The sequence below is a fragment of the Xanthomonas sp. SS genome (assembly GCF_014236835.1).
In the GTDB taxonomy this organism is placed as follows: domain Bacteria; phylum Pseudomonadota; class Gammaproteobacteria; order Xanthomonadales; family Xanthomonadaceae; genus Xanthomonas_A.
This window is the reverse complement of the sequence record NZ_CP051190.1, coordinates 3,078,743-3,096,447: the sequence shown is the minus strand read 5'-3', so window position 1 is coordinate 3,096,447 and position 17,705 is coordinate 3,078,743. Positions and strand designations below refer to the sequence as shown.

Here is a 17,705-nt window from a genome sequence, read left to right as displayed (position 1 = left end):
ACCCTGCGCGGCGCTGCGCAGGGGATGAAAAATGCGAGTCCTTCGCAAGAGCCCGCGCATCCATGTGCGGGGGGCGAAAATGCGAGTCCCTCGCAAGAGCCCGCACCTCCATGTGCGGGGTCCAAATTTATGAAGAGCATGTCTCCATGAAAATCTTCCCGCTTCATCTGATCCCGAACGACACCAAGATCGACTTCATGCGTTGGCGGCGTCCGACCCTGGTGCTGATGCTGGTGCTGGCGGTGGCCTCGCTCGGGGTGATCTTCGCCAAGGGCTTCAACTACGCGTTGGAGTTCACCGGCGGCGCGCTGGTGCAGACCAGTTTCCAGAAGCCGGTGGACATCGACCATGTGCGCGCGCAGCTGGCCACCGCCGGCTTCGAGAACGCGCAGGTGCAGAACGTCGGCAGCGGCAACGAGATCGTGATCCGCCTGCAGCCGCAGGGCGAGCACAATAACGAAGACGTGACCAAGAACCTCGCCGAGCAGGTGCGCAAGGCGGTGACCACCGCGGAGAACCCGGCGACGGTGAAGCCGGGCGAATTCGTCGGCCCGCAGGTCGGCAAGGACCTGGCGCTGAACGGGGTCTACGCGACCGTGTTCATGCTGGTCGGCTTCCTGATCTACATCGGATTCCGCTTCGAGTGGAAGTTCGCGGTGGTGGCCAGCCTGACCGCGCTGTTCGACCTGCTGGTGACGGTGGCCTACATCTCGCTCACCGGCCGCGAGTTCGACCTGACCGTGCTGGCCGGCCTGCTGTCGGTGATGGGCTTTGCGATCAACGACATCATCGTGGTGTTCGACCGCGTGCGCGAGAACTTCCGCAGCCTGCGCGTGGAGCCGGTGGAAGTGCTGAACCGCTCGATCAACCAGACCCTGTCGCGCACCGTGATCACCGCGGTGATGTTCTTCCTGTCGGCGCTGGCGCTGTACCTGTACGGCGGCAACTCGATGGAAGGCCTGGCCCTGACCCACATGATCGGCGCGATCATCGTGGTGGTGTCCTCGGTGATCGTGGCGGTGCCGCTGCTGTCGATCGGCCCGTTCCAGGTCACCAAGCAGGACCTGCTGCCCAAGACCAAGGACGTCGAGGCGTTGGCGCGTAGGCCCTGAGGAGCCGGGATTCGGGATTCGGGATTGGGGATTCGCAAAAGCGGGTTCCCAGTTGTGCAACGAAAAAAGCCGCGCAGATGCGCGGCTTTTTTCGTTTTGGGGTGGTGGATCGAGAGAGGATCGGCACCGGGGAATTGCTCTTACGAATCCCCAATCCCAAATCCCCAATCCCGGCTCATCAAAACTTCGCGTCGAACTCCGCCGCATACCCGGTGTTGACGATCAGCTTCTGCAGCGCGTCGCTGACCTTGATGTTGCCGGCCACGATCTGGTACTGCGGGGTGCCGCGGTCGTCGATGCGGCCCGGGGTGGCGCCCTTGAAGTCGGTGATGCGGCCGCCGGCCTCGCGCACCAGCAGTACGCCGGCGGCGATGTCCCAGGCCTTCACCCCGGCCTCGAAGTAGGCGTCGGTGCGGCCGCAGGCCACGTAGGCCAGGTCCAGCGCGGCCGAGCCGGTGCGGCGGATGTCCTCGGCCTGCACCATCAGCGCGTCTACGCACTTGAGCTGGGCGCTGGTGCGCTTGCGCTCGCGCGGGGCGAAGCCGGTGTTGACCATCGCCCCGTTCAGTTCCTTGCGCTCGCTGACGCGGATGCGGCGGTCGTTGAGCACCGCGCCGTTGCCGCGGCTGGCGGTGAACAGCTCGTTGCGCAGCGGATCGAAGATCACCGCGTCGATCGGCTCGCCGTTTTCGACCAGGGCGATCGACACGCAGTAATGCGGGAAGCCGCGCAGGTAGTTGCTGGTGCCGTCGAGCGGGTCGATCACCCACATGTAGCGGCCGCCGCCCTGCACGCCGCCTTCCTCGCCCATCACCCCGTAATCGGGGTAGGCGCGGCGCAGTTCCTTGACGATCACCTTCTCCGCGTCGGCATCGACTTCGCTGGCGTAGTCCATGCGGTCCTTCTGCACCACGTTCAGCGCTTCCAGCCGGTTGATATGGCGCAACAGCACATTGCCGGCGAGGCGGGCGGCCTTGACCATGACGGTGACGGCGGGTTTTTGCATGGCAACGGCTCCCGAGAGGGCGGAGAAGGATCTGGCGGAGGAAAAGAACAGTCCGGCGCGAAGACCGGCCGCGCAGTTTACCATCTACGCCCCGTTCGCTCCGCATCTTCCTGCCATGACCGCTTCTGCTCACATCCGCTTCGTTCTGGTCGGTACCCAGCACCCCGGCAATATCGGGGCCGCGGCGCGGGCGATGAAGACCATGGGCCAGGCGCGGCTGGTGCTGGTGGCGCCGGAGCGCGCGCTCGACGAGGACGGCTACCGGCGCTCGGCCGGCGCCGAGGACGTGCTGCAGCAGGCGCCGGTGCTGGCCACCCTGGCCGAGGCGGTGGCCGACTGCCAACTGGTGCTCGGCTGCACCGCGCGCAGCCGGCGGGTGTCGCTGGAAGAACTGCTGCCGGCGGACGGCGCGCAACGCCTGGTGACCGCGGCCGCCGGACAGGCCGAGGTGGCGCTGGTGTTCGGGCGCGAGCGCACCGGCCTGACCAACGAGGAACTGCAGCTGTGCCACGCAGCGGTGCACATTCCCTCCGATCCGGCGTTCAGTTCGCTCAATCTGGCCGCGGCGGTGCAGGTGCTGGCCTACGAACTGCGCCTGGCGCTGCTGCGCGGCGAGGCCGCGGCGCCGGCTGCGGCGGAACCCGGTTTCCGCGAGGCGCCGGCCAGTCATGCGCAGTTGGAGGGCTTGTTCGGGCAGTTGGCCGACACCCTGGACGACATCGACTTCCACAAGGGCCGCGCGCCGGATTCGGCGATGCGCAAGCTGCGCCGGCTGTTCCTGCGCAACGCGCTGACCGAGCAGGAAGTGCGGCTGCTGCGCGGCATCCTGTCCGATGCGCAGCGCATGGCGCGGCTGGCGGGACAGGCGCGCAGCTAATTCGGGACTCGGGACTGGGGACTGGGGACTGGGGACTCGGCAGAGCAGAGATTTCGAGTCCTTGGTGGCTGGTCGCTTGTCGTGGTGCATGGGATGTTCGCTTCCTTGCCGCGCCATGGCCGCTCCGAGTCCCGAGTCCCCAGTCCCGCGTCCCGGCTTCACCAGCTGTCGCCGGCTGACGCTTTCGGCTAGGCTTATAGCCTCTACATGGGGAATGTGGTTTGCAAAACTCGCGGTGGCGTTTCGTCATGGTGTGGCTGGCGCTGGCGATCTGCTGGCCTGGGCTGGCGCACGCGCGTCCGACGGTGCTGGTCCTGGGCCGCATCAGCGACAACCCCAAGGCCCACTACGAGCAGCTGAAGCCGTTGCTGGACTACGTGGTGCCGCGCATGCGCGACGTCGGCATCACCTCCGGGCAGATCCTGATGGCCCGCGACAGTCAGCAGATGAGCAGCTACCTGCGCCGCGGCCGCGTCGACTGGGTCACCGAGACCGCGGCCACCGCGATGGCGCTGCAGCAGCGCGGCGGGGTGCGGCCGCTGCTGCTGACCGAGCGCAGCGGCGTGCGCGACTACCACACGGTGTTCTTCGTGCGCCGCGACGGGCCGGTGCACACCCTGCACGACCTGCAGGGCCGCACCCTGGCGTTGCAGAGCACCTTGTCCACCAGCGCCTACCTGGTGCCGATGATGACCCTGTTCGAGCACGATCTGCATCCGGAGATCCTGCTCTCGCCGAAGGATCAGGCCTCGGCGAACACGGTCGGCTACGTGTTCGCGCGCTCCGAGCTCAACATCGCCTCCTACGTGCACAAGCACCTGGTGGACGCCGGCGCGCTGAGCAACCTGGACTGGGACGACGACCGCCGCGTGCCGCCGGCGTTCCGCCGCGATTTCCGGGTGATCTACCGCACCGAGCCGTTCCCGCGCGCGGTGGAGATGGTGCGCAGCGACCTGGCCTCGCCGGTGGAGGCGCGCCTGCGCGAGGTGCTGCTGGAAGCCGCCGACGACCCGCAGGGCAGCGCCGCGCTGCACAAGTTCTTCGGCACCTCCGGCTTCTACCCGGTCGACCGGGCCTCGCAGAAGCGGCTGGACCAGCTGCGTGCCGGCGTTGCGCAGGTCAAGCTGGAAGTCGAATGAAGAGGCTGCGTTTCGGATTGCAGGCCAGGTTCCTGCTGGCGATGGGCGTGGCCGCGTTGCTGATCATGGCGATCCTGGCGTTGATGCTGGAGCGGCAGGCGGCGATGCAGAACGAGGTGCGCACGCTCAGCGGCAACGTGATCCACGGCCTGTTCGACCGCAGCATGCGTACCCGCGGCGAAACCCTGGCGCGGCAGCTGTCCGATTCGCTGGCCAATCCGGTGTACTACTCGGACCTGGACGCGATCGGCACCCAGGTGCGCGCGGCGCTGGGCTACGTGGCGGTGGCCTACGTGCTGGTGTACGACGCCGAAGGGCGCCTGATCCACGACGGCAGCGACGATCTGCCCGGCTACGGCCAGCGCATGCGCGGCCCGATGGCCGATGCGGCGATCAAGGCCAACGGCCTGCTGGCGCAGGAGTCCGACGAGATCCTGGACGTGTCGATGCCGATCATGATCGGCGACCAGCGCGTGGGCGGGGTGCGCGTGGGCATGTCCTGGACGCGGGCGCTGGTCTACGAGCGCAAGGCCGGCGAGAACCTGGACGAGCGCCTGGACGCGCTGGGCAAGCGCCACCTGGGCTGGCTGGCGCTGCTGCTGGCGGCGCTGGGTCTGACCGCGGTGATGGTGGCGATCTACGTGCAGCGCACGCTGGTGGCGCCGGTGCGCTGGCTGGCCGCGGCCGCGCGCCAGATCGAGGCCGGCGACTACGTGGTGGAGCGTCGCGACAGCGGCCGCCACGACGAGGTCAGCGAACTGCTGCGCGCGTTCGGGCGCATGAGCGAGGCGATCGCCCGCCACGACCGCGACGTGCGCCACATGGCGTATACCGATGCCCTGACCGGGCTGACCAACCGGCTCGCGTTCCGCGAGGCGCTGGACCACCGCATGCTGTCGGCACGCGCCTCGCACCGGCGCCTGGCGCTGCTGTTCGCCGACATCGACGACTTCAAGCGGATCAACGACACCCTCGGCCACGAGGCCGGCGACGAGGCGCTGCTGCAGTTCGCGCGGCGCATCCAACTGGCGGTGGATCAGCTGGGCGGGCACGACGCGCTGCTGGCGCGCTTCGGCGGCGACGAATTCGTGATCCTGGTCGAGGACGAGCACGTGGTGCAGGTCGCCACCGGCCTGGCCGAGCGCCTGGTGCAGGAGCTGCGCGAGCCGCTGCGGATCCAGGACCGCGAGGTGTTCATGGGCACCTCGATCGGCATCACCGTCTATCCCGGCGATGCCGAGGACGCCTCGGCGCTGTTGAAGAACGGCGACATCGCGATGTACCAGGCCAAGCTGGCCGGCAAGAACTGCCACCGGTTCTACAGCCGCGCGATGGACTATGCGGTGGAGCGGCGCGTGCACATGGAGCACGAGTTGCGCGGCGCCTGGGACCGCGACGAACTGAAGCTGGTATACCAGCCGATCTTCCGCACCCTGGACCGGCGCATGGTCGGCGTGGAAGTGCTGTTGCGCTGGCAGCATCCGGCGCTGGGCACGATCTCGCCGACGGTGTTCATCGACGTGGCCGAGCAGAGCGGGCTGATCGAGAGCATCGGCCCTAAGGTGCTGCGCGCGGCCTGCATGGAGGCCACGCAATGGCAGCGCTTCGACGGCAGCCGCGACCTGTTCGTGTCGGTCAACGTGTCGCCGCGGCAGCTGCGCAGCGGCGACCTGCCGGAAATCGTCGCCGACTGCCTGCGCGAATCCGGGCTGCCGGCGGCGCAGCTGCACCTGGAACTGACCGAGACCGCGGTGATCGGCGACGAGCTGCAGGCCGCGAGCATGCTGGCGCGGCTGCACCGCACCGGGGTCAAGGTGTGGCTGGACGACTTCGGCACCGGCTTCTCCGGGCTTAGCCACCTGCGCCAGGTGCCGGTGGACGGGGTCAAGATCGACAAGAGCTTCGTCGCCGACCTGCAGCGCGATCCCGACGACCTGGCCCTGACCACCGCGATCATCGCCATGGCGCATTCGCTGGGCATCACCGTGGTCGCCGAGGGCATCGAGCAGGAAGTGCAGTTCGAGCTGCTGCGCGAGCGCGGCTGCGAACTGGGGCAGGGCTTCTGGCTCAGCCATCCGCTCAGCGCCGCCGAGTTCCGGCAACTGCTGGCGAACGAGGGCATGCCGCGCGACTAGGCGCGGTCCCGATTCGCAAGATCGCGTCCGTTTTTGTAGGAGCGGCTTCAGCCGCGACAGGCATCGTCAGTAACGCCCGTCGCGGCAGAAGCCGCTCCTACAAAAGGCGGTGCATCATCGCGTCACGTCTGGAATCGACACCCCGGCCTCGCTCTGCCGCACCGGTCGCATGCTGCCGTCCGGGTTGTAATGCAGGTACTCCACCGTCACCGCACGCCGGCCGATGGCGCCGTTCAAGTCGCCGATCGCCAAGGTCGCGTTGTGCAGGAACAGGTACCAGTGCCGCTTGAACTCGACGATGCCCGGATGGATGGTGAAGCTGTACTTGCCCGAGCCGGTCAGTTCGCCGCGATAGGTCCACGGCCCGGTGATGGCGGGCGCGGTCGCATAGGACACGTGTTCGTCGCGTTGCGTGGCCCGGTCCAGCGACGCATAGGTCAGGTAATACAGATCGCCGCGCTTGTGCAGCCACGGGCCTTCCTCGAAATGCGGCGGGGTGATCTCGCGGATCGGGCCGTCGAGTTCGATCATGTTCGGCTTGAGCTTGGCCAGGTAGCACTGGCGGTTGCCCCAGGCGATCCAGGTGCTGCCGTCGTCGTCGGTCAGCACGGTCGGGTCGATGTCTTCCCAGCTGTGCGTGCCCTTGGGCGTCATCTCGTTGCTGATCAGCGCCGAGCCGCGCGCGTCCACGAACGGGCCGGTCGGCGTGTCCGCCACCGCCACCGCGATCGCCTTGCCCGGATGCGTGGCGTCGTGCTCTACCGCGGCGTAGAAATAGAACTTGCCGTTCTTTTCTATCGCCTGGGATGCCCACGCATCCTGCTTGGCCCACTTGAAATCCTTGACGTTCATGATCGGGGCGTGGGCGGTCCAGGTCTTCATGTCCTGGGTTGAATACACCAGCCACTCGCGCATGGTGAACATCTCGTCGCGCTGCGCTTCGTCGTGGCCGACGTACAGATACAGCGTGTCGCCGACCACCAGCGGTGCGGGGTCGGCGGTAAAGGTGTCGCGGACGATCGGATTGGAGCCGACGGCCGGGGTCGGCTCCACCGCGACCGCTGCGGTTGCGGTCGCCGCAAGCAGCGCCACGAGTCCGAAACGGCAGCGCCGGCGGCACCAGGTCTTGGTCAAGGCATTCATCGAGGTCTCCCTTTGAAGAGCTGGGATTGGGGATTCGGGATTGGGGATTCGGAAAAGCGAAAGCCATTTGCGCCCTTTCAGGTATCGCGCACCGGAACCCGCTTTTCCGAATCCCCAATCCCAAATCCCGAATCCCGGCCCCTCAGAGCGCGCGCTTGCCGGTATCGCCAGGGATCTCGCGCACCAGCTTCGGCACCAGGTACCCGGACAGCCGCGCGGCCAGGGCCTGGTGCAGCGCACGCGCGGTGGCGTCGTCCACTTCGAAATGGGCCACGCCTTCGACCTTGTCCAATTGGTGCAGGTAGTAGGGCAGCACGCCGGCGGCGAAGCTGCGCTCGCTCAGGGCGGCCAGCGCGGCGACGCTGTCGTTGACCCCGCGCAGCAGCACCGCCTGGTTCAGCAGTTGCGCGCCGGCGTCGCGCAGCTGCGCCAGCGCGGCATCCACGCTGGCGTCGAATTCGTTGGCGTGGTTGGCGTGGATCACGAACGCCACCGGCCACGGCAGCGCGCGCAGCCAGGCCAGCAGCGGCGCATCGACGCGCTCGGGCAGCACCATCGGCAGGCGGCTATGGATGCGCAGGCGTTTGAGATGCGGAATGGCCGCCAGCGCTTCGGTCAGTTCGATCAGCTTGGAGGTGGCCAGCGACAGCGGGTCGCCGCCGGACAGGATCGCTTCGTCGATATCCGGATCGGCGGCGATCGCCGCCACCGCCTCGCGCCAGCCATCGCGCGCGGCGGTTTCCTCGGCATACGGGAAGTGGCGGCGGAAGCAGTAGCGGCAATGCACCGCGCAACTGCCGGTGGCGACCAGCAGCGCGCGGCCGCGGTATTTCTGGATCACCCCGTCGGCCTTCTTGGCCGCGGCGTCGCCGACCGCGTCCAGCGCGAAGCCCGGCACCCGGCGCAGTTCGGCGTCGATCGGCAGCACCTGGCGCAACAACGGATCGTGCGCGTCGCCATGGCGCATGCGCGCCACGAAGCCGCGCGGCACGCGCAGCGCGAACTGTGTCGCAGCCTGTTCGGAGACGCCGAGCGCCTGCGGGTCCAGCCCCAGCAGCGCCAGCAACTCGCGCGGGTCGCGCACGGCATCGCGCCACAGCTGCTGCCAGCGCGGCGCGGCCAGGACGGCGGGGGACGGGGACGGCTGCATCGGGCGGGGGGCTGCGGTTATCATATGCGGTCATAAAACGAGTGCCCGCCGGTTGCGGCGGGGCTTTCCATTCTATCCGGCCGGCCGCCGAACGCGGCGGGTTTGCCTTACCCGAGGAGTTTCAGATGGCCAGCTACGGCATGAACGACGTCAAGAACGGGATGAAGATCCTGGTCAACAGCGAGCCCGCGATCATCACCGATACCGAATACGTCAAGCCGGGCAAGGGCCAGGCCTTCACCCGCATCAAGTACCGCTTCATCAAGTCCGGGCGCGTGGTCGAACTGACCATGAAGGCGACCGACAGCCTGGAAGCGGCCGACGTGGTCGATACCAACATGCAGTACCTGTACACCGACGGCGAGTACTGGCACTTCATGCAGCAGGAAACCTTCGAGCAGGTGCAGGCCGACAAGACCGGCGTCGGCGACGCCGCCAAGTGGATCAAGGGCGAGGAGGATTGCGTGGTGACGCTGTGGAACGGCACCCCGATCCAGGTCACCCCGCCGAACTTCGTCGAACTGAAGATCGTCGAGACCGACCCCGGCGTGCGCGGCGACACCTCCGGCGGCGGCGGCAAGCCGGCCACGCTGGAAACCGGCGCCGTGGTACGGGTGCCGCTGTTCGTCGGCCAGGACGAAATCATCAAGGTCGATACGCGCTCGGGCGAGTACTTCTCGCGCGTCAAGTAAGCCGACGGCCCGCGCGGCCGGGCGGCACGTGGCCGCCCGCCGGCAGCCGGCAGCGGCTGCGGTGGACGGCAGCCGGTCGCATGCGTTCGCCGCGTGCGGCCGCCATGCCCATGCAATGCCGAATCGCCGTGCGGCGAGCGCGGCCGATCCGTTTCCAGGAATTCCCGCGACCATGAGCCACGCCGACAGCGCCGACGCCAAGTACCCGCACGACCGCGTCGTGTTCTTCAGCGATGCGGTGTTCGCCATCGCCATCACCTTGCTGGCGGTGGAGATCAAGGTGCCGGGGCATGCCCAGGTCGAGGCCGCCGGCGGCATCCTGGCCGCGCTGGACCAGATGTTGCCGCTGTTCATCGGCTTCGCGGTCAGCTTCCTGGTCACCGCGCTGTTCTGGAAGTCGCACCTGCAGCTGTGCCGGCATATCCGCCAGTTCGACGACCGGCTGATCTGGCTCAATGTGCTGCAACTGTTGCTGATCGGCCTGCTGCCGTTTTCCACTGCGCTGTATTCGGACTATTTCGGCAACCACCAGGCGTTCGCGGTGTATTGCGCGCACCTGGCCGCGATCGGTGCGGCCGCCTACCTGATGCATGCCTACGCGGTGCGCAAGGAAGGCCTGGTGCAGCGGCTGGGCGCGCTGCAGGCGCGGGCGATGACGCTGCGCGTGGCGGTCGCGCCGGTGGTGTTCGCGCTGTGCATCCCGCTGGCGATGGTCGCTCCGGTACTCGGGCGGCTGGGCTTCGTGGCGGTGTTCGTGCTGCAGTGGGTGGTGATGCGCGTGTACCGGCGGCGCATCCTGCAGGCCGCCGCGGCGACTTGATTCTTTCCTTTCCCAGAGCATTGCGATGACCTCCATCCCCGAATCCTGCGACCTGCTGATCGAAGCCGGCTACGTGGTCCCGATCGAGCCGCATGCGGTGGTGCTGGAAGACCACGCGGTGGCGGTGCGCGGCAGCGAGATCGTCGCGGTGCTGCCGATCGCCGAGGCGCGCGCGCGTTTCGCCGCCGCCCGCACCGTGTCGCGCCCGGACGCGGCGCTGCTGCCGGGCCTGGTCAACGCGCACACCCACAACCCGATGACGCTGTTGCGCGGCATCGCCGACGACCTGCCGCTGATGGTGTGGCTGCAGCAGCACATCTGGCCGGTGGAGACCGCGGTGATCGGCCCGGAGTTCGTCGCCGACGGCACCGCGCTGGCGATCGCCGAGATGCTGCGCGGCGGCACCACCTGCGCCAACGAGAACTACTTCTTCTCCGACGTGCAGGCCGCGGTGTACAAGCAGCACGGGTTCCGCGCGCGTGTGGGCACGGTGATCATCGATTTCCCGACCGCCTGGGCCAAGACCTCCGACGAATACTTCGAACGCGCCTGCGAGGTGCACGACCAGTGGCGCGACGATCCGCTGATCGGCATCGCCTTCGCCCCGCACGCGCCGTACACGGTCAACGACGCGAACTTCGAGCGGGTGCGGATGCTGTCCGACCAGCTCGACGTGCCGGTGCACCTGCATACCCACGAGACCGCGCAGGAAATCGCCGACTCGCTCAAGCAGTACGGCCAGCGCCCGCTGGCGCGGCTGGACCGGCTGGGCCTGGTCAACGACCGCCTGATCGCGGTGCACATGACCCAGCTCACCGACGCCGAGATCCACCTGTGCGCCGAGCGCGGGGTCAGCGTGGTGCATTGCCCCGAATCCAACCTCAAGCTCGCCTCCGGCTTCTGCCCGGCCTGCGCGCTGCAGCGCGCGGGCGTGAACCTGGCGATCGGCACCGACGGCTGCGCCAGCAACAACGACCTGGACATGTTCAGCGAGAACCGCACCGCGGCGATCCTGGCCAAGGCGGTGGCCAACGACGCCACCGCGCTGGACGCGGCGACCACGCTGCGCGCGGCCACGCTGGGCGGCGCGCGCGCGCTCGGCTTCGGCGAGAAGATCGGTTCGATCGAGGTCGGCAAGCAGGCCGACCTGATCTGCGTGGACCTGTCGGCGCTGGAAACCCAGCCGCTGCACAACGTGCTGTCGCAGCTGGTCTATGCGGCCGGCCGGCAGCAGGTCAGCGACGTGTGGATCGCCGGCCAGCGCAAGCTCGATCAGCGCGTGCTGGTGGACATGGATACCGACGCGCTGGTCGCCAACGCGCGGCAATGGCGCGAACGCATCCGCAGCGTGCACGCCTGATCCGCTTTACTGCCGTGCCGCGATCCGCGCGCGGCCCAACCGAGACGCCGCCATGACCGCTTCCGCTTCCAATACGTCCGCCAATTTCGATCAGGCCGAACTGGACAAGTTCGGCGCGCTAGCTACCCGCTGGTGGGACGCCGACGGTCCGCAGAAACCGCTGCATGCGCTGAACCCGGTGCGCCTGCGCTACGTCGCCGAGCGGCTGCCGCTGCGCGGCGCCAGCGTGCTCGACGTGGGCTGCGGCGGCGGCCTGCTCAGCGAGGCGCTGGCCAAGGAGGGCGCGCAGGTCACCGCGATCGACCTGTCGCCGGAACTGGTCAAGGTGGCGCGGCTGCACCAGTTCGAATCCGGGGTGGAGGTCGACTACCGCGTGCAGTCGGTCGAGGACCTGGCCACCGAGCGCCCGGGCAGCTTCGACGCGATCACCTGCATGGAGATGCTCGAGCACGTGCCCGATCCGGCGGCGATCGTGCGCGCCTGCGCGACCCTGCTCAAGCCCGGCGGCCAGCTGTTCCTGTCCACGCTCAACCGCACCCCGGCCGCGTTCGCGCTGGCCATCGTCGGCGCCGAGTACGTGGCGCGGCTGCTGCCCACCGGCACCCACCGCTACCAGGATTTCATCAAGCCGGCCGAACTGGCGGCGTGGCTGCGCCAGGCCGAGCTGCAGCTGCACGACGTCAGCGGCATGCTGTACGAGCCGTGGCGCAACCGCGCGCGGCTGTCCACGCGCACCGAGGTGAATTACTTGGCGTGTGCGGTGAAGCCGTGATTCGGGAGTCGGGATTCGGGATTGGCAGAAGCATGTGTGCGTGCGCGTGATGCCTTCCGATTCCCGAAGCCAGGATCGCAGCGCTCAGCCGCCGCAGGCCACGGTATCGCGGAATTTCCCGCGCGCGGTGCTGTTCGACCTGGATGGCACGCTGCTCGATAGCGCGCCGGATCTGCTGGCCGCGGCCAATGCGCTGCTGGCCGACCGCGGGCGTGATGCGCTGACCCTGGAGCAGCTGCGCCCGGTGGTGTCCAAGGGCTCGCGGGCGATGCTGGGCGTCGCCTTTCCCGAGTTGCCGGCCGCGGAGCGCGATGCGCTGATTCCCGATTTCCTGCGCCAGTACGAAACGCGGATCGGCCGGCATTCGCAGCTGTTCGACGGCATCGCGGTGCTGCTGCAGCGGCTGGAAGATGCCGGCTGCGTGTGGGGCATCGTCACCAACAAGCCCGAATACCTGGCGCGGCTGATCCTGCCGCAGCTGGGCTGGGAACGGCGTTGCGCGGTGCTGATCGGCGGCGACACGCTGGCCGAGCGCAAGCCGCATCCGCTGCCGCTGCAGGTCGCCGCGCAGCGCATCGACGTACCGCCGGCGCAGGTCGCCTACGTCGGCGACGACGAACGCGACATCCTCGCTGCGCGCGCCGCCGGCATGGCCTCGGTGGCGGTGCTGTGGGGCTATCGCCTGGACGGCGAGGATCCGCTGGCCTGGCGCGCCGATGCGCTGGTCGCCGCGCCGTCCGACCTGTTCGATGCGAGCGCCTGGCCCGGCGCGTCGCAACACCCCTGACCTTCCGGAATTCCGCGATCGCATGAGCAGCACCTCCGCCCTGGATGCCTTCCTCGACAAATGGCGCAGCCGCTGGCCGGAATGGACGGTGGCCGAGACCTTCGTGCCGGAGCAGCAGCGCACGCGCGCGGTGGCCTGGTTCGCGCTGCTGCAGGAATTCGACGACATCCTCAACATCGCCGGCGATCCGCTGCCGGCCGACGCCAAGCTGGCGTGGTGGGGCGAGGAATTGCGCAGCTGGGCCGGGCAGCGCTCACGGCATCCGCTGGGACGGGTGCTGGAGCCGGTCGCCGCGCCATGGGCGCAACTGGCCGAGGCCTTGCCGGGGCTGCTCGCCTCGCGCGCGGCCGCGGCCGATCCGGCGCATGCCTACGAGCGCCTGGAGGCGTTCGCGCTGGCCGCGGCGCAGGTCGAATGCGCGCTGTTCGAGGGACAGCGCGACGCGGCGGCGGCGCTGGCCACGCAGGTACTGGCGCAGCGGCTGGCCGATGCCGGCATCGCCGCGGTGCCGCTGTCGCTGCGCGGCGGCGAGGCGGCGCAGGCGCAGCAGCGCTGGGCGCAGGCCTTGCTGCAGCGCTGGCCGCGGCGCGTGGACGGGCCGCGGCCGCGGCGCATCGTGTCGGCGCTGGCGCGTGCGCGGATCGCGCAGCAGGCCCGCGCCGCGCGCAAGCCGCCGAGCCAGATGGCCACGCTGTGGCGCGCCTGGTGGGCCGGCCTGGGCTGAGCGCCGGGCACGGCCGATCCAGGCGCGCTGCTCAGTTGGCGCTGCCGGCGCCGCTGTTGGCGTACTCGAAGAAGCGGTTGGCCGATTGCGTGCAGCCGCTGCTGCAATAAGGGCGGCCGACCGTGGACGCGTTCCATGGAGCTGTCTTGCGCACGTGGGCGCCCAGGCTGGACTCGCGGATCACCACCTTGCCGTTGGGCGAGCTGCCGTTGACGTAGTTGGACAGGCTGCCGACGCTCTCGTCCCAGGCGCGGCCCAGGTACACGGTGTTCGCCGACGGGCTGCCGACCGCGTCGAAGGTGCTGGCCACGGCCAGGAAACCGTAGCCGCTGCCGGGACGGGTGCTGGGCGCGAAGATCACTCCGCCGTTGCCGGCGCCGCGGCGCACGGCGGTGTAGCGGATGGTGCTGCCGGAGAACACGGCCACGCCCGAGCCGAAGATGAAGTCGGTGTCGCCCTCGATGCTGCCGCCCTTGAAGAACGCACGGATCACCGTGTTGGCGCTGCCGCCGCTGACCAACAGGGTGTCCTGGTTGCCGGTGAGCGCCACGTTCTCCAGCACCGCCTTGTCGCCGCGCAGCGCCAGCGCCACCGCCGACTGGTTGCTGCTGGCGTAGGTGTCCTCGACGTAGCTGTTGACGATCGCCAGGTTGCGCGCCTGGAACTGCGCCGCGCGCACGGTGACGGTGCCGCTGTCGGAGGTGCCGACGGTGCTGCTGGACGCGTTGCTGGCGCAGGGGTGGGTGGCGCTGCCGCTGGGTTTCGGCGTCGGGTTGGCGTTGCCGAAGCTGATGGTGGTGTTGGCCGGCGCGCTGCCCAGGCCGAACAGGGTGATCGGCGGCGCCGCCGCGGGCACGCAGACCACTTCCTTGTAGGTGCCGGGCTTGACGCTGATGTAGCGCCGCATCGTGCCGCCAGCTGCGACCGCGGCATCGACCGCGGCCTGCACGGTGCGGTAGCGCGTGGAGCCGTCGGCGGCGACCGCGTAGTCGGCAGTGAGCAGGGCGACGCCGGCGCTGGGGTTCCAGTTGTCGGTCGTCAGCGCGCCGATGGTGCCGGCCTGGGCCAGGTGCTTGGCAACAGTTTGGTTGGCCGCTTCCGAACTGGTCAGTTGCGGCCTGGAGGCGGTACCGGTCAGCGCCCAGGCGGTGGCGATGGCGCCGCCGGCCAGGGCGAGGGTGGCGGGAATCTGGAACCAGCGCGATACGGTCATGGCGTGTGCTCTCGGGTTTGGGATGGGACCTGCTGCAGCCCGGCTGCGGCGTCGTCGACACCGGATTGATACCGGTGTCATTCGGTGGCCGCAGGGAGGCGATCGGCGGCCATGGCGTGGCCGGCGCGAATGCTAGGCGCGCCTCGGCGTGCTGCCGTTCGATGCCGCAGCCAAATCCCGGTTGTGGCGGAGCGATCACGTTTTGGCGCGGTAGGCGTTTCCAGGCAATGCGTCCGCCGGCACAGCTTGTGTGATGGATTGCTGTGCTTGGGCGGAAGCGGATCCCAGGTCAGCCGGCGGCAGCGCTAGCGCTTCGCTCCGGCTGCTGCGTTGCGCCACGGCGCTGCGCGACGCCTGAGGGGTGTCGGGTCAGGATTCGGGTGATGGCAGCGGTGCCGGCAGCGTCGATGAAGACGCGTTGCGCAAGCCGGGCCGCGCGCAGCGCCGATGCTTGCCTGGACATGGCGTGCGCGCGCACCGATGCGTCCGCGCCGGCCCTGCTCATCGCACGGACGGGCAGGGCGCGGCTCACTCCGGAATCAGGAAATTGCCCAGCGACTTGGGCGCGGCCTCGTCGGTGGCCGACAGCGCCGGCGTGTCGGCCTGGTCCTTCAGTTGCACGCCGGAGAGCTGCCGCCGGTACGCCTCGCGCATCAGCCAGGCCAGTTTGTGCGCGGCCTGCGCATAGCTCAGGCCGGCTTCGCGCACATTGGAGATGCAGTTGCGGCAGGCGTCGTTGAGGCCAACGCGCGGGGCGTAGGTGAAGTACAGGCCGAGGCTGTCCGGCGAACTGAGGCCGGGGCGCTCGCCGATCAGCACCACGCTCATGCGCGCATCCAGCAGTTCGCCGATCTCGTCGCCGATCGCCACACGCCCCTGTTCGACCAGCGCCACCGGCGCCAGCGTCCAGCCTTCGGCCGCGGCCAGCGCGTCGATGCGTTCCAGCATCGGCGTGGCATGGCGATGCACCGCCAGCGCCGACAGCCCGTCGGCCACCACCACGGCCAGGTCGTAGCTGCGGCGTTGCATGGCGATGCGGCCGCGCAGTTCGCTGGCCGCGTCCTTGCTCAGCCGGCGGCCCAGGTCGGGGCGCTGCAGGTAGATGTGGCGGTCGGCCGCGGCGCTGCGCAGCGCGACGTGATCGCGGCCGCGCGCGTCCAGCGCCGCGGCCAGCGGCGCCGGATCGAAGCGCAGGTGCACCGCGTCGCGCGCCTGCGCATGCGCGAACTGGAAATCCAGCTGCGCCGCAGTCGGCAGGCTGGTGCCGGTGCGGCCCAGGGCGATGCGCGCCGGAGTCAGCCGGCGCAGCGCGGCCCAGGGATCGGCGCGGGCAGGGCGGTCGCTGTCGTCGTGCATGCGCGGCCCGCTCAGCTCAGTTGCGCCAGCGCGCGCCGGAACGCGGCCGGCGGCTCGTGGCCGAGGCGGAAGCGGCCGTTGTCCAGGCGCAGGATGTCCAGCCGTTCCAGCCAGGCTTCGAATTCCGGCGCCGGACGCAGACCCAGCGCCTGGCGCGCGTACAGCGCGTCGTGGAACGAGGTGGTCTGGTAGTTGAGCATCACGTCGTCGGAGCCGGGGATGCCCATGATGAAGTTGATCCCGGCGGTGCCGAGCAGGGTCAGCAGCACGTCCATGTCGTCCTGGTCGGCTTCGGCGTGGTTGGTGTAGCAGATGTCGCAGCCCATCGGCACGCCGAGCAGCTTGCCGCAGAAGTGGTCTTCCAGGCCGGCGCGGATGATCTGCTTGCCGTCGTACAGGTATTCGGGGCCGATGAAGCCGACCACGGTGTTGACCAGCAGCGGCTTGAAGCGGCGTGCCACCGCGTAGGCGCGCACCTCGCAGGTCTGCTGGTCCACGCCGTGGTGCGCATCGGCAGACAGCGCGCTGCCCTGGCCGGTCTCGAAATACATCACGTTGTCGCCGACGCTGCCGCGCTTGAGGCTCAGCCCGGCCTCGTAGCCTTGTTGCAGCAGCGCCAGGTCGATGCCGAAGCTGGCGTTGGCCTTCTGCGTGCCGGCGATCGACTGGAACACCAGGTCCAGCGGCACGCCGCGTTCGATCGCCTCGATCGAAGTGGTGACGTGGGTCAGCACGCAGGCCTGGGTCGGGATCTGGTAGCCAGAGATCACCGCGTCGAGCATCTTCAGCAGTTCGCAGATGGTCTGGGTGTTGTCGCTGGCCGGGTTGATCCCGATCACCGCATCGCCGTTGGCGTACAGCAGCCCGTCGAGCACGCTGGCGGCGATGCCGGCCAGGTCGTCGGTGGGGTGGTTGGGTTGCAGCCGGGTGGATAGCCGCCCGCGCAAGCCGAGCGTGTTGCGGAACGCGGTGACCACACGGATCTTCTGCGCCACCAGCACCAGGTCCTGGATCCGCATCAGCTTGGACACCGCCGCGGCCATCTCCGGGGTCAGGCCCGGTGCCAGCGCCGCCAGCGCGGCCTCGTCGGCCGCTTCGCTGAGCAGCCAGTCGCGGAAGCCGCCGACGGTCAGGTGCGCCACCGGCGCGAGCGCGGCCGCGTCGTGGCTGTCGACGATCAGCCGGGTCACCTCGTCGTCCTCGTAGGGAATCACCGCCTCGTGCAGGAAGTGCCGCAGCGGCAAGTCGGCCAATGCCATCTGCGCCGCCACCCGCTGCGGCTCGCTGGTCGCGGCCAGCCCGGCCAGGCGGTCGCCCGAGCGCGCCGGCGTGGCCTTGGCCAGCAGGTCCTTGAGGTCGTCGAAGCGCCAGGTCTGGCCGCCGACGCTGTGTGCGAAACCGCTCATGCCGGGTTCTCCT

16 protein-coding genes are annotated in these 17,705 nt (G+C 69.2%); 10 read left to right on the top strand and 6 right to left on the bottom strand.

Annotated features, from left to right (window positions below):
• The first annotated feature begins 146 nt into the window (after positions 1 to 146).
• On the top strand, positions 147 to 1,112 hold the full coding sequence (gene secF, locus HEP74_RS12895; protein ID WP_185813212.1) for a protein translocase subunit SecF: 966 nt from the start codon (positions 147 to 149) through the stop codon (positions 1,110 to 1,112).
• Positions 1,113 to 1,290: 178 nt separating this feature from the next.
• Here secF and HEP74_RS12890 read toward each other — a convergent pair whose 3' ends face one another.
• Positions 1,291 to 2,118: an inositol monophosphatase family protein gene (locus tag HEP74_RS12890; protein ID WP_185813211.1), complete on the bottom strand. Its 828-nt coding sequence runs from the start codon at positions 2,116 to 2,118 to the stop codon at positions 1,291 to 1,293.
• A 115-nt stretch (positions 2,119 to 2,233) separates the two neighbouring features.
• Between HEP74_RS12890 and HEP74_RS12885 the strand changes: the two genes are divergently transcribed.
• The 3 genes from HEP74_RS12885 to HEP74_RS12875 all read left to right on the top strand — a co-directional run bounded on the left by HEP74_RS12885 (position 2,234) and on the right by HEP74_RS12875 (position 6,269).
• Positions 2,234 to 2,995 (top strand): RNA methyltransferase, encoded by a 762-nt coding sequence (locus HEP74_RS12885; RefSeq protein WP_185813210.1) that lies wholly within the window; start codon positions 2,234 to 2,236, stop codon positions 2,993 to 2,995.
• Positions 2,996 to 3,243: 248 nt separating this feature from the next.
• Complete coding sequence (locus HEP74_RS12880; RefSeq protein WP_185816623.1) at positions 3,244 to 4,134, top strand: phosphate/phosphite/phosphonate ABC transporter substrate-binding protein; 891 nt, start codon at positions 3,244 to 3,246, stop codon at positions 4,132 to 4,134.
• The gene (locus tag HEP74_RS12875) at positions 4,131 to 6,269 is read left to right on the top strand and encodes a putative bifunctional diguanylate cyclase/phosphodiesterase (protein WP_185813209.1); all 2,139 of its coding nucleotides are present in this window, start codon (positions 4,131 to 4,133) and stop codon (positions 6,267 to 6,269) included. The genes HEP74_RS12880 and HEP74_RS12875 overlap by 4 nt, the downstream gene beginning before the upstream one ends.
• Before the next feature lie 114 nt (positions 6,270 to 6,383).
• Here the strand turns inward: HEP74_RS12875 and HEP74_RS12870 are convergent, their stop codons facing one another.
• Entirely contained in the window at positions 6,384 to 7,412 is a 1,029-nt protein-coding gene (locus HEP74_RS12870) for a glycoside hydrolase family 43 protein (RefSeq protein ID WP_185813208.1), read from the bottom strand.
• Positions 7,413 to 7,554: 142 nt separating this feature from the next.
• On the bottom strand, positions 7,555 to 8,586 hold the full coding sequence (gene epmB / locus HEP74_RS12865) for an EF-P beta-lysylation protein EpmB (RefSeq protein WP_185813207.1): 1,032 nt from the start codon (positions 8,584 to 8,586) through the stop codon (positions 7,555 to 7,557).
• Between the two features lie 101 nt (positions 8,587 to 8,687).
• On the opposite strand from epmB, the gene efp reads away from it, so the two are divergent.
• The 6 genes from efp to HEP74_RS12835 all read left to right on the top strand — a co-directional run bounded on the left by efp (position 8,688) and on the right by HEP74_RS12835 (position 13,717).
• Entirely contained in the window at positions 8,688 to 9,254 is a 567-nt protein-coding gene (gene efp / locus HEP74_RS12860) for an elongation factor P (protein WP_003466096.1), read from the top strand.
• Positions 9,255 to 9,426: 172 nt separating this feature from the next.
• Positions 9,427 to 10,074 carry a TMEM175 family protein gene (locus HEP74_RS12855; RefSeq protein ID WP_185813206.1) on the top strand — a complete coding sequence of 216 codons (648 nt, stop codon included), beginning with the start codon at positions 9,427 to 9,429 and terminating at the stop codon, positions 10,072 to 10,074.
• A gap of 25 nt (positions 10,075 to 10,099) precedes the next feature.
• Positions 10,100 to 11,434 (top strand): TRZ/ATZ family hydrolase, encoded by a 1,335-nt coding sequence (locus HEP74_RS12850; protein WP_185813205.1) that lies wholly within the window; start codon positions 10,100 to 10,102, stop codon positions 11,432 to 11,434.
• A gap of 52 nt (positions 11,435 to 11,486) precedes the next feature.
• The gene (gene ubiG, locus HEP74_RS12845) at positions 11,487 to 12,206 is read left to right on the top strand and encodes a bifunctional 2-polyprenyl-6-hydroxyphenol methylase/3-demethylubiquinol 3-O-methyltransferase UbiG (RefSeq protein ID WP_185813204.1); all 720 of its coding nucleotides are present in this window, start codon (positions 11,487 to 11,489) and stop codon (positions 12,204 to 12,206) included.
• Positions 12,207 to 12,255: 49 nt separating this feature from the next.
• Positions 12,256 to 12,993, top strand: coding sequence for a phosphoglycolate phosphatase (locus HEP74_RS12840; RefSeq protein ID WP_185813203.1), 738 nt, complete (start codon positions 12,256 to 12,258; stop codon positions 12,991 to 12,993).
• 22 nt (positions 12,994 to 13,015) lie between these two features.
• Positions 13,016 to 13,717, top strand: a complete 702-nt coding sequence (locus HEP74_RS12835) for an isoprenoid biosynthesis enzyme family protein (protein ID WP_185813202.1) — start codon at positions 13,016 to 13,018, stop codon at positions 13,715 to 13,717.
• A 31-nt stretch (positions 13,718 to 13,748) separates the two neighbouring features.
• Here the strand turns inward: HEP74_RS12835 and HEP74_RS12830 are convergent, their stop codons facing one another.
• From HEP74_RS12830 to HEP74_RS12820, 3 genes are all read right to left on the bottom strand, one after another.
• Complete coding sequence (locus HEP74_RS12830) at positions 13,749 to 14,930, bottom strand: putative acyl-CoA thioester hydrolase (protein WP_185813201.1); 1,182 nt, start codon at positions 14,928 to 14,930, stop codon at positions 13,749 to 13,751.
• 528 nt (positions 14,931 to 15,458) lie between these two features.
• On the bottom strand, positions 15,459 to 16,286 hold the full coding sequence (gene eutC / locus HEP74_RS12825; protein WP_185813200.1) for an ethanolamine ammonia-lyase subunit EutC: 828 nt from the start codon (positions 16,284 to 16,286) through the stop codon (positions 15,459 to 15,461).
• 11 nt (positions 16,287 to 16,297) lie between these two features.
• A complete protein-coding gene (locus HEP74_RS12820) occupies positions 16,298 to 17,692 on the bottom strand; it encodes an ethanolamine ammonia-lyase subunit EutB (protein WP_185813199.1) in 1,395 nt (464 codons plus the stop codon).
• Between the last annotated feature and the right edge of the window lie 13 nt (positions 17,693 to 17,705).

Excerpts from the sequence above, each read along its gene's own strand:
- epmB (WP_185813207.1), bottom strand. The coding sequence starts at position 8,586 with ATGATAACCGCAGCCCCCCGCCCGATGCAGCCGTCCCCGTCCCCCGCC.
- HEP74_RS12830 (WP_185813201.1), bottom strand. The coding sequence starts at position 14,930 with ATGACCGTATCGCGCTGGTTCCAGATTCCCGCCACCCTCGCCCTGGCC.
- HEP74_RS12835 (WP_185813202.1), top strand. The coding sequence starts at position 13,016 with ATGAGCAGCACCTCCGCCCTGGATGCCTTCCTCGACAAATGGCGCAGC.
- efp (WP_003466096.1), top strand. The coding sequence starts at position 8,688 with ATGGCCAGCTACGGCATGAACGACGTCAAGAACGGGATGAAGATCCTG.
- HEP74_RS12850 (WP_185813205.1), top strand. The coding sequence starts at position 10,100 with ATGACCTCCATCCCCGAATCCTGCGACCTGCTGATCGAAGCCGGCTAC.
- HEP74_RS12855 (WP_185813206.1), top strand. The coding sequence starts at position 9,427 with ATGAGCCACGCCGACAGCGCCGACGCCAAGTACCCGCACGACCGCGTC.
- HEP74_RS12840 (WP_185813203.1), top strand. The coding sequence starts at position 12,256 with ATGCCTTCCGATTCCCGAAGCCAGGATCGCAGCGCTCAGCCGCCGCAG.
- ubiG (WP_185813204.1), top strand. The coding sequence starts at position 11,487 with ATGACCGCTTCCGCTTCCAATACGTCCGCCAATTTCGATCAGGCCGAA.
- eutC (WP_185813200.1), bottom strand. The coding sequence starts at position 16,286 with ATGCACGACGACAGCGACCGCCCTGCCCGCGCCGATCCCTGGGCCGCG.
- secF (WP_185813212.1), top strand. The coding sequence starts at position 147 with ATGAAAATCTTCCCGCTTCATCTGATCCCGAACGACACCAAGATCGAC.
- HEP74_RS12885 (WP_185813210.1), top strand. The coding sequence starts at position 2,234 with ATGACCGCTTCTGCTCACATCCGCTTCGTTCTGGTCGGTACCCAGCAC.
- HEP74_RS12880 (WP_185816623.1), top strand. The coding sequence starts at position 3,244 with ATGGTGTGGCTGGCGCTGGCGATCTGCTGGCCTGGGCTGGCGCACGCG.
- HEP74_RS12870 (WP_185813208.1), bottom strand. The coding sequence starts at position 7,412 with ATGAATGCCTTGACCAAGACCTGGTGCCGCCGGCGCTGCCGTTTCGGA.
- HEP74_RS12875 (WP_185813209.1), top strand. The coding sequence starts at position 4,131 with ATGAAGAGGCTGCGTTTCGGATTGCAGGCCAGGTTCCTGCTGGCGATG.
- HEP74_RS12820 (WP_185813199.1), bottom strand. The coding sequence starts at position 17,692 with ATGAGCGGTTTCGCACACAGCGTCGGCGGCCAGACCTGGCGCTTCGAC.
- HEP74_RS12890 (WP_185813211.1), bottom strand. The coding sequence starts at position 2,118 with ATGCAAAAACCCGCCGTCACCGTCATGGTCAAGGCCGCCCGCCTCGCC.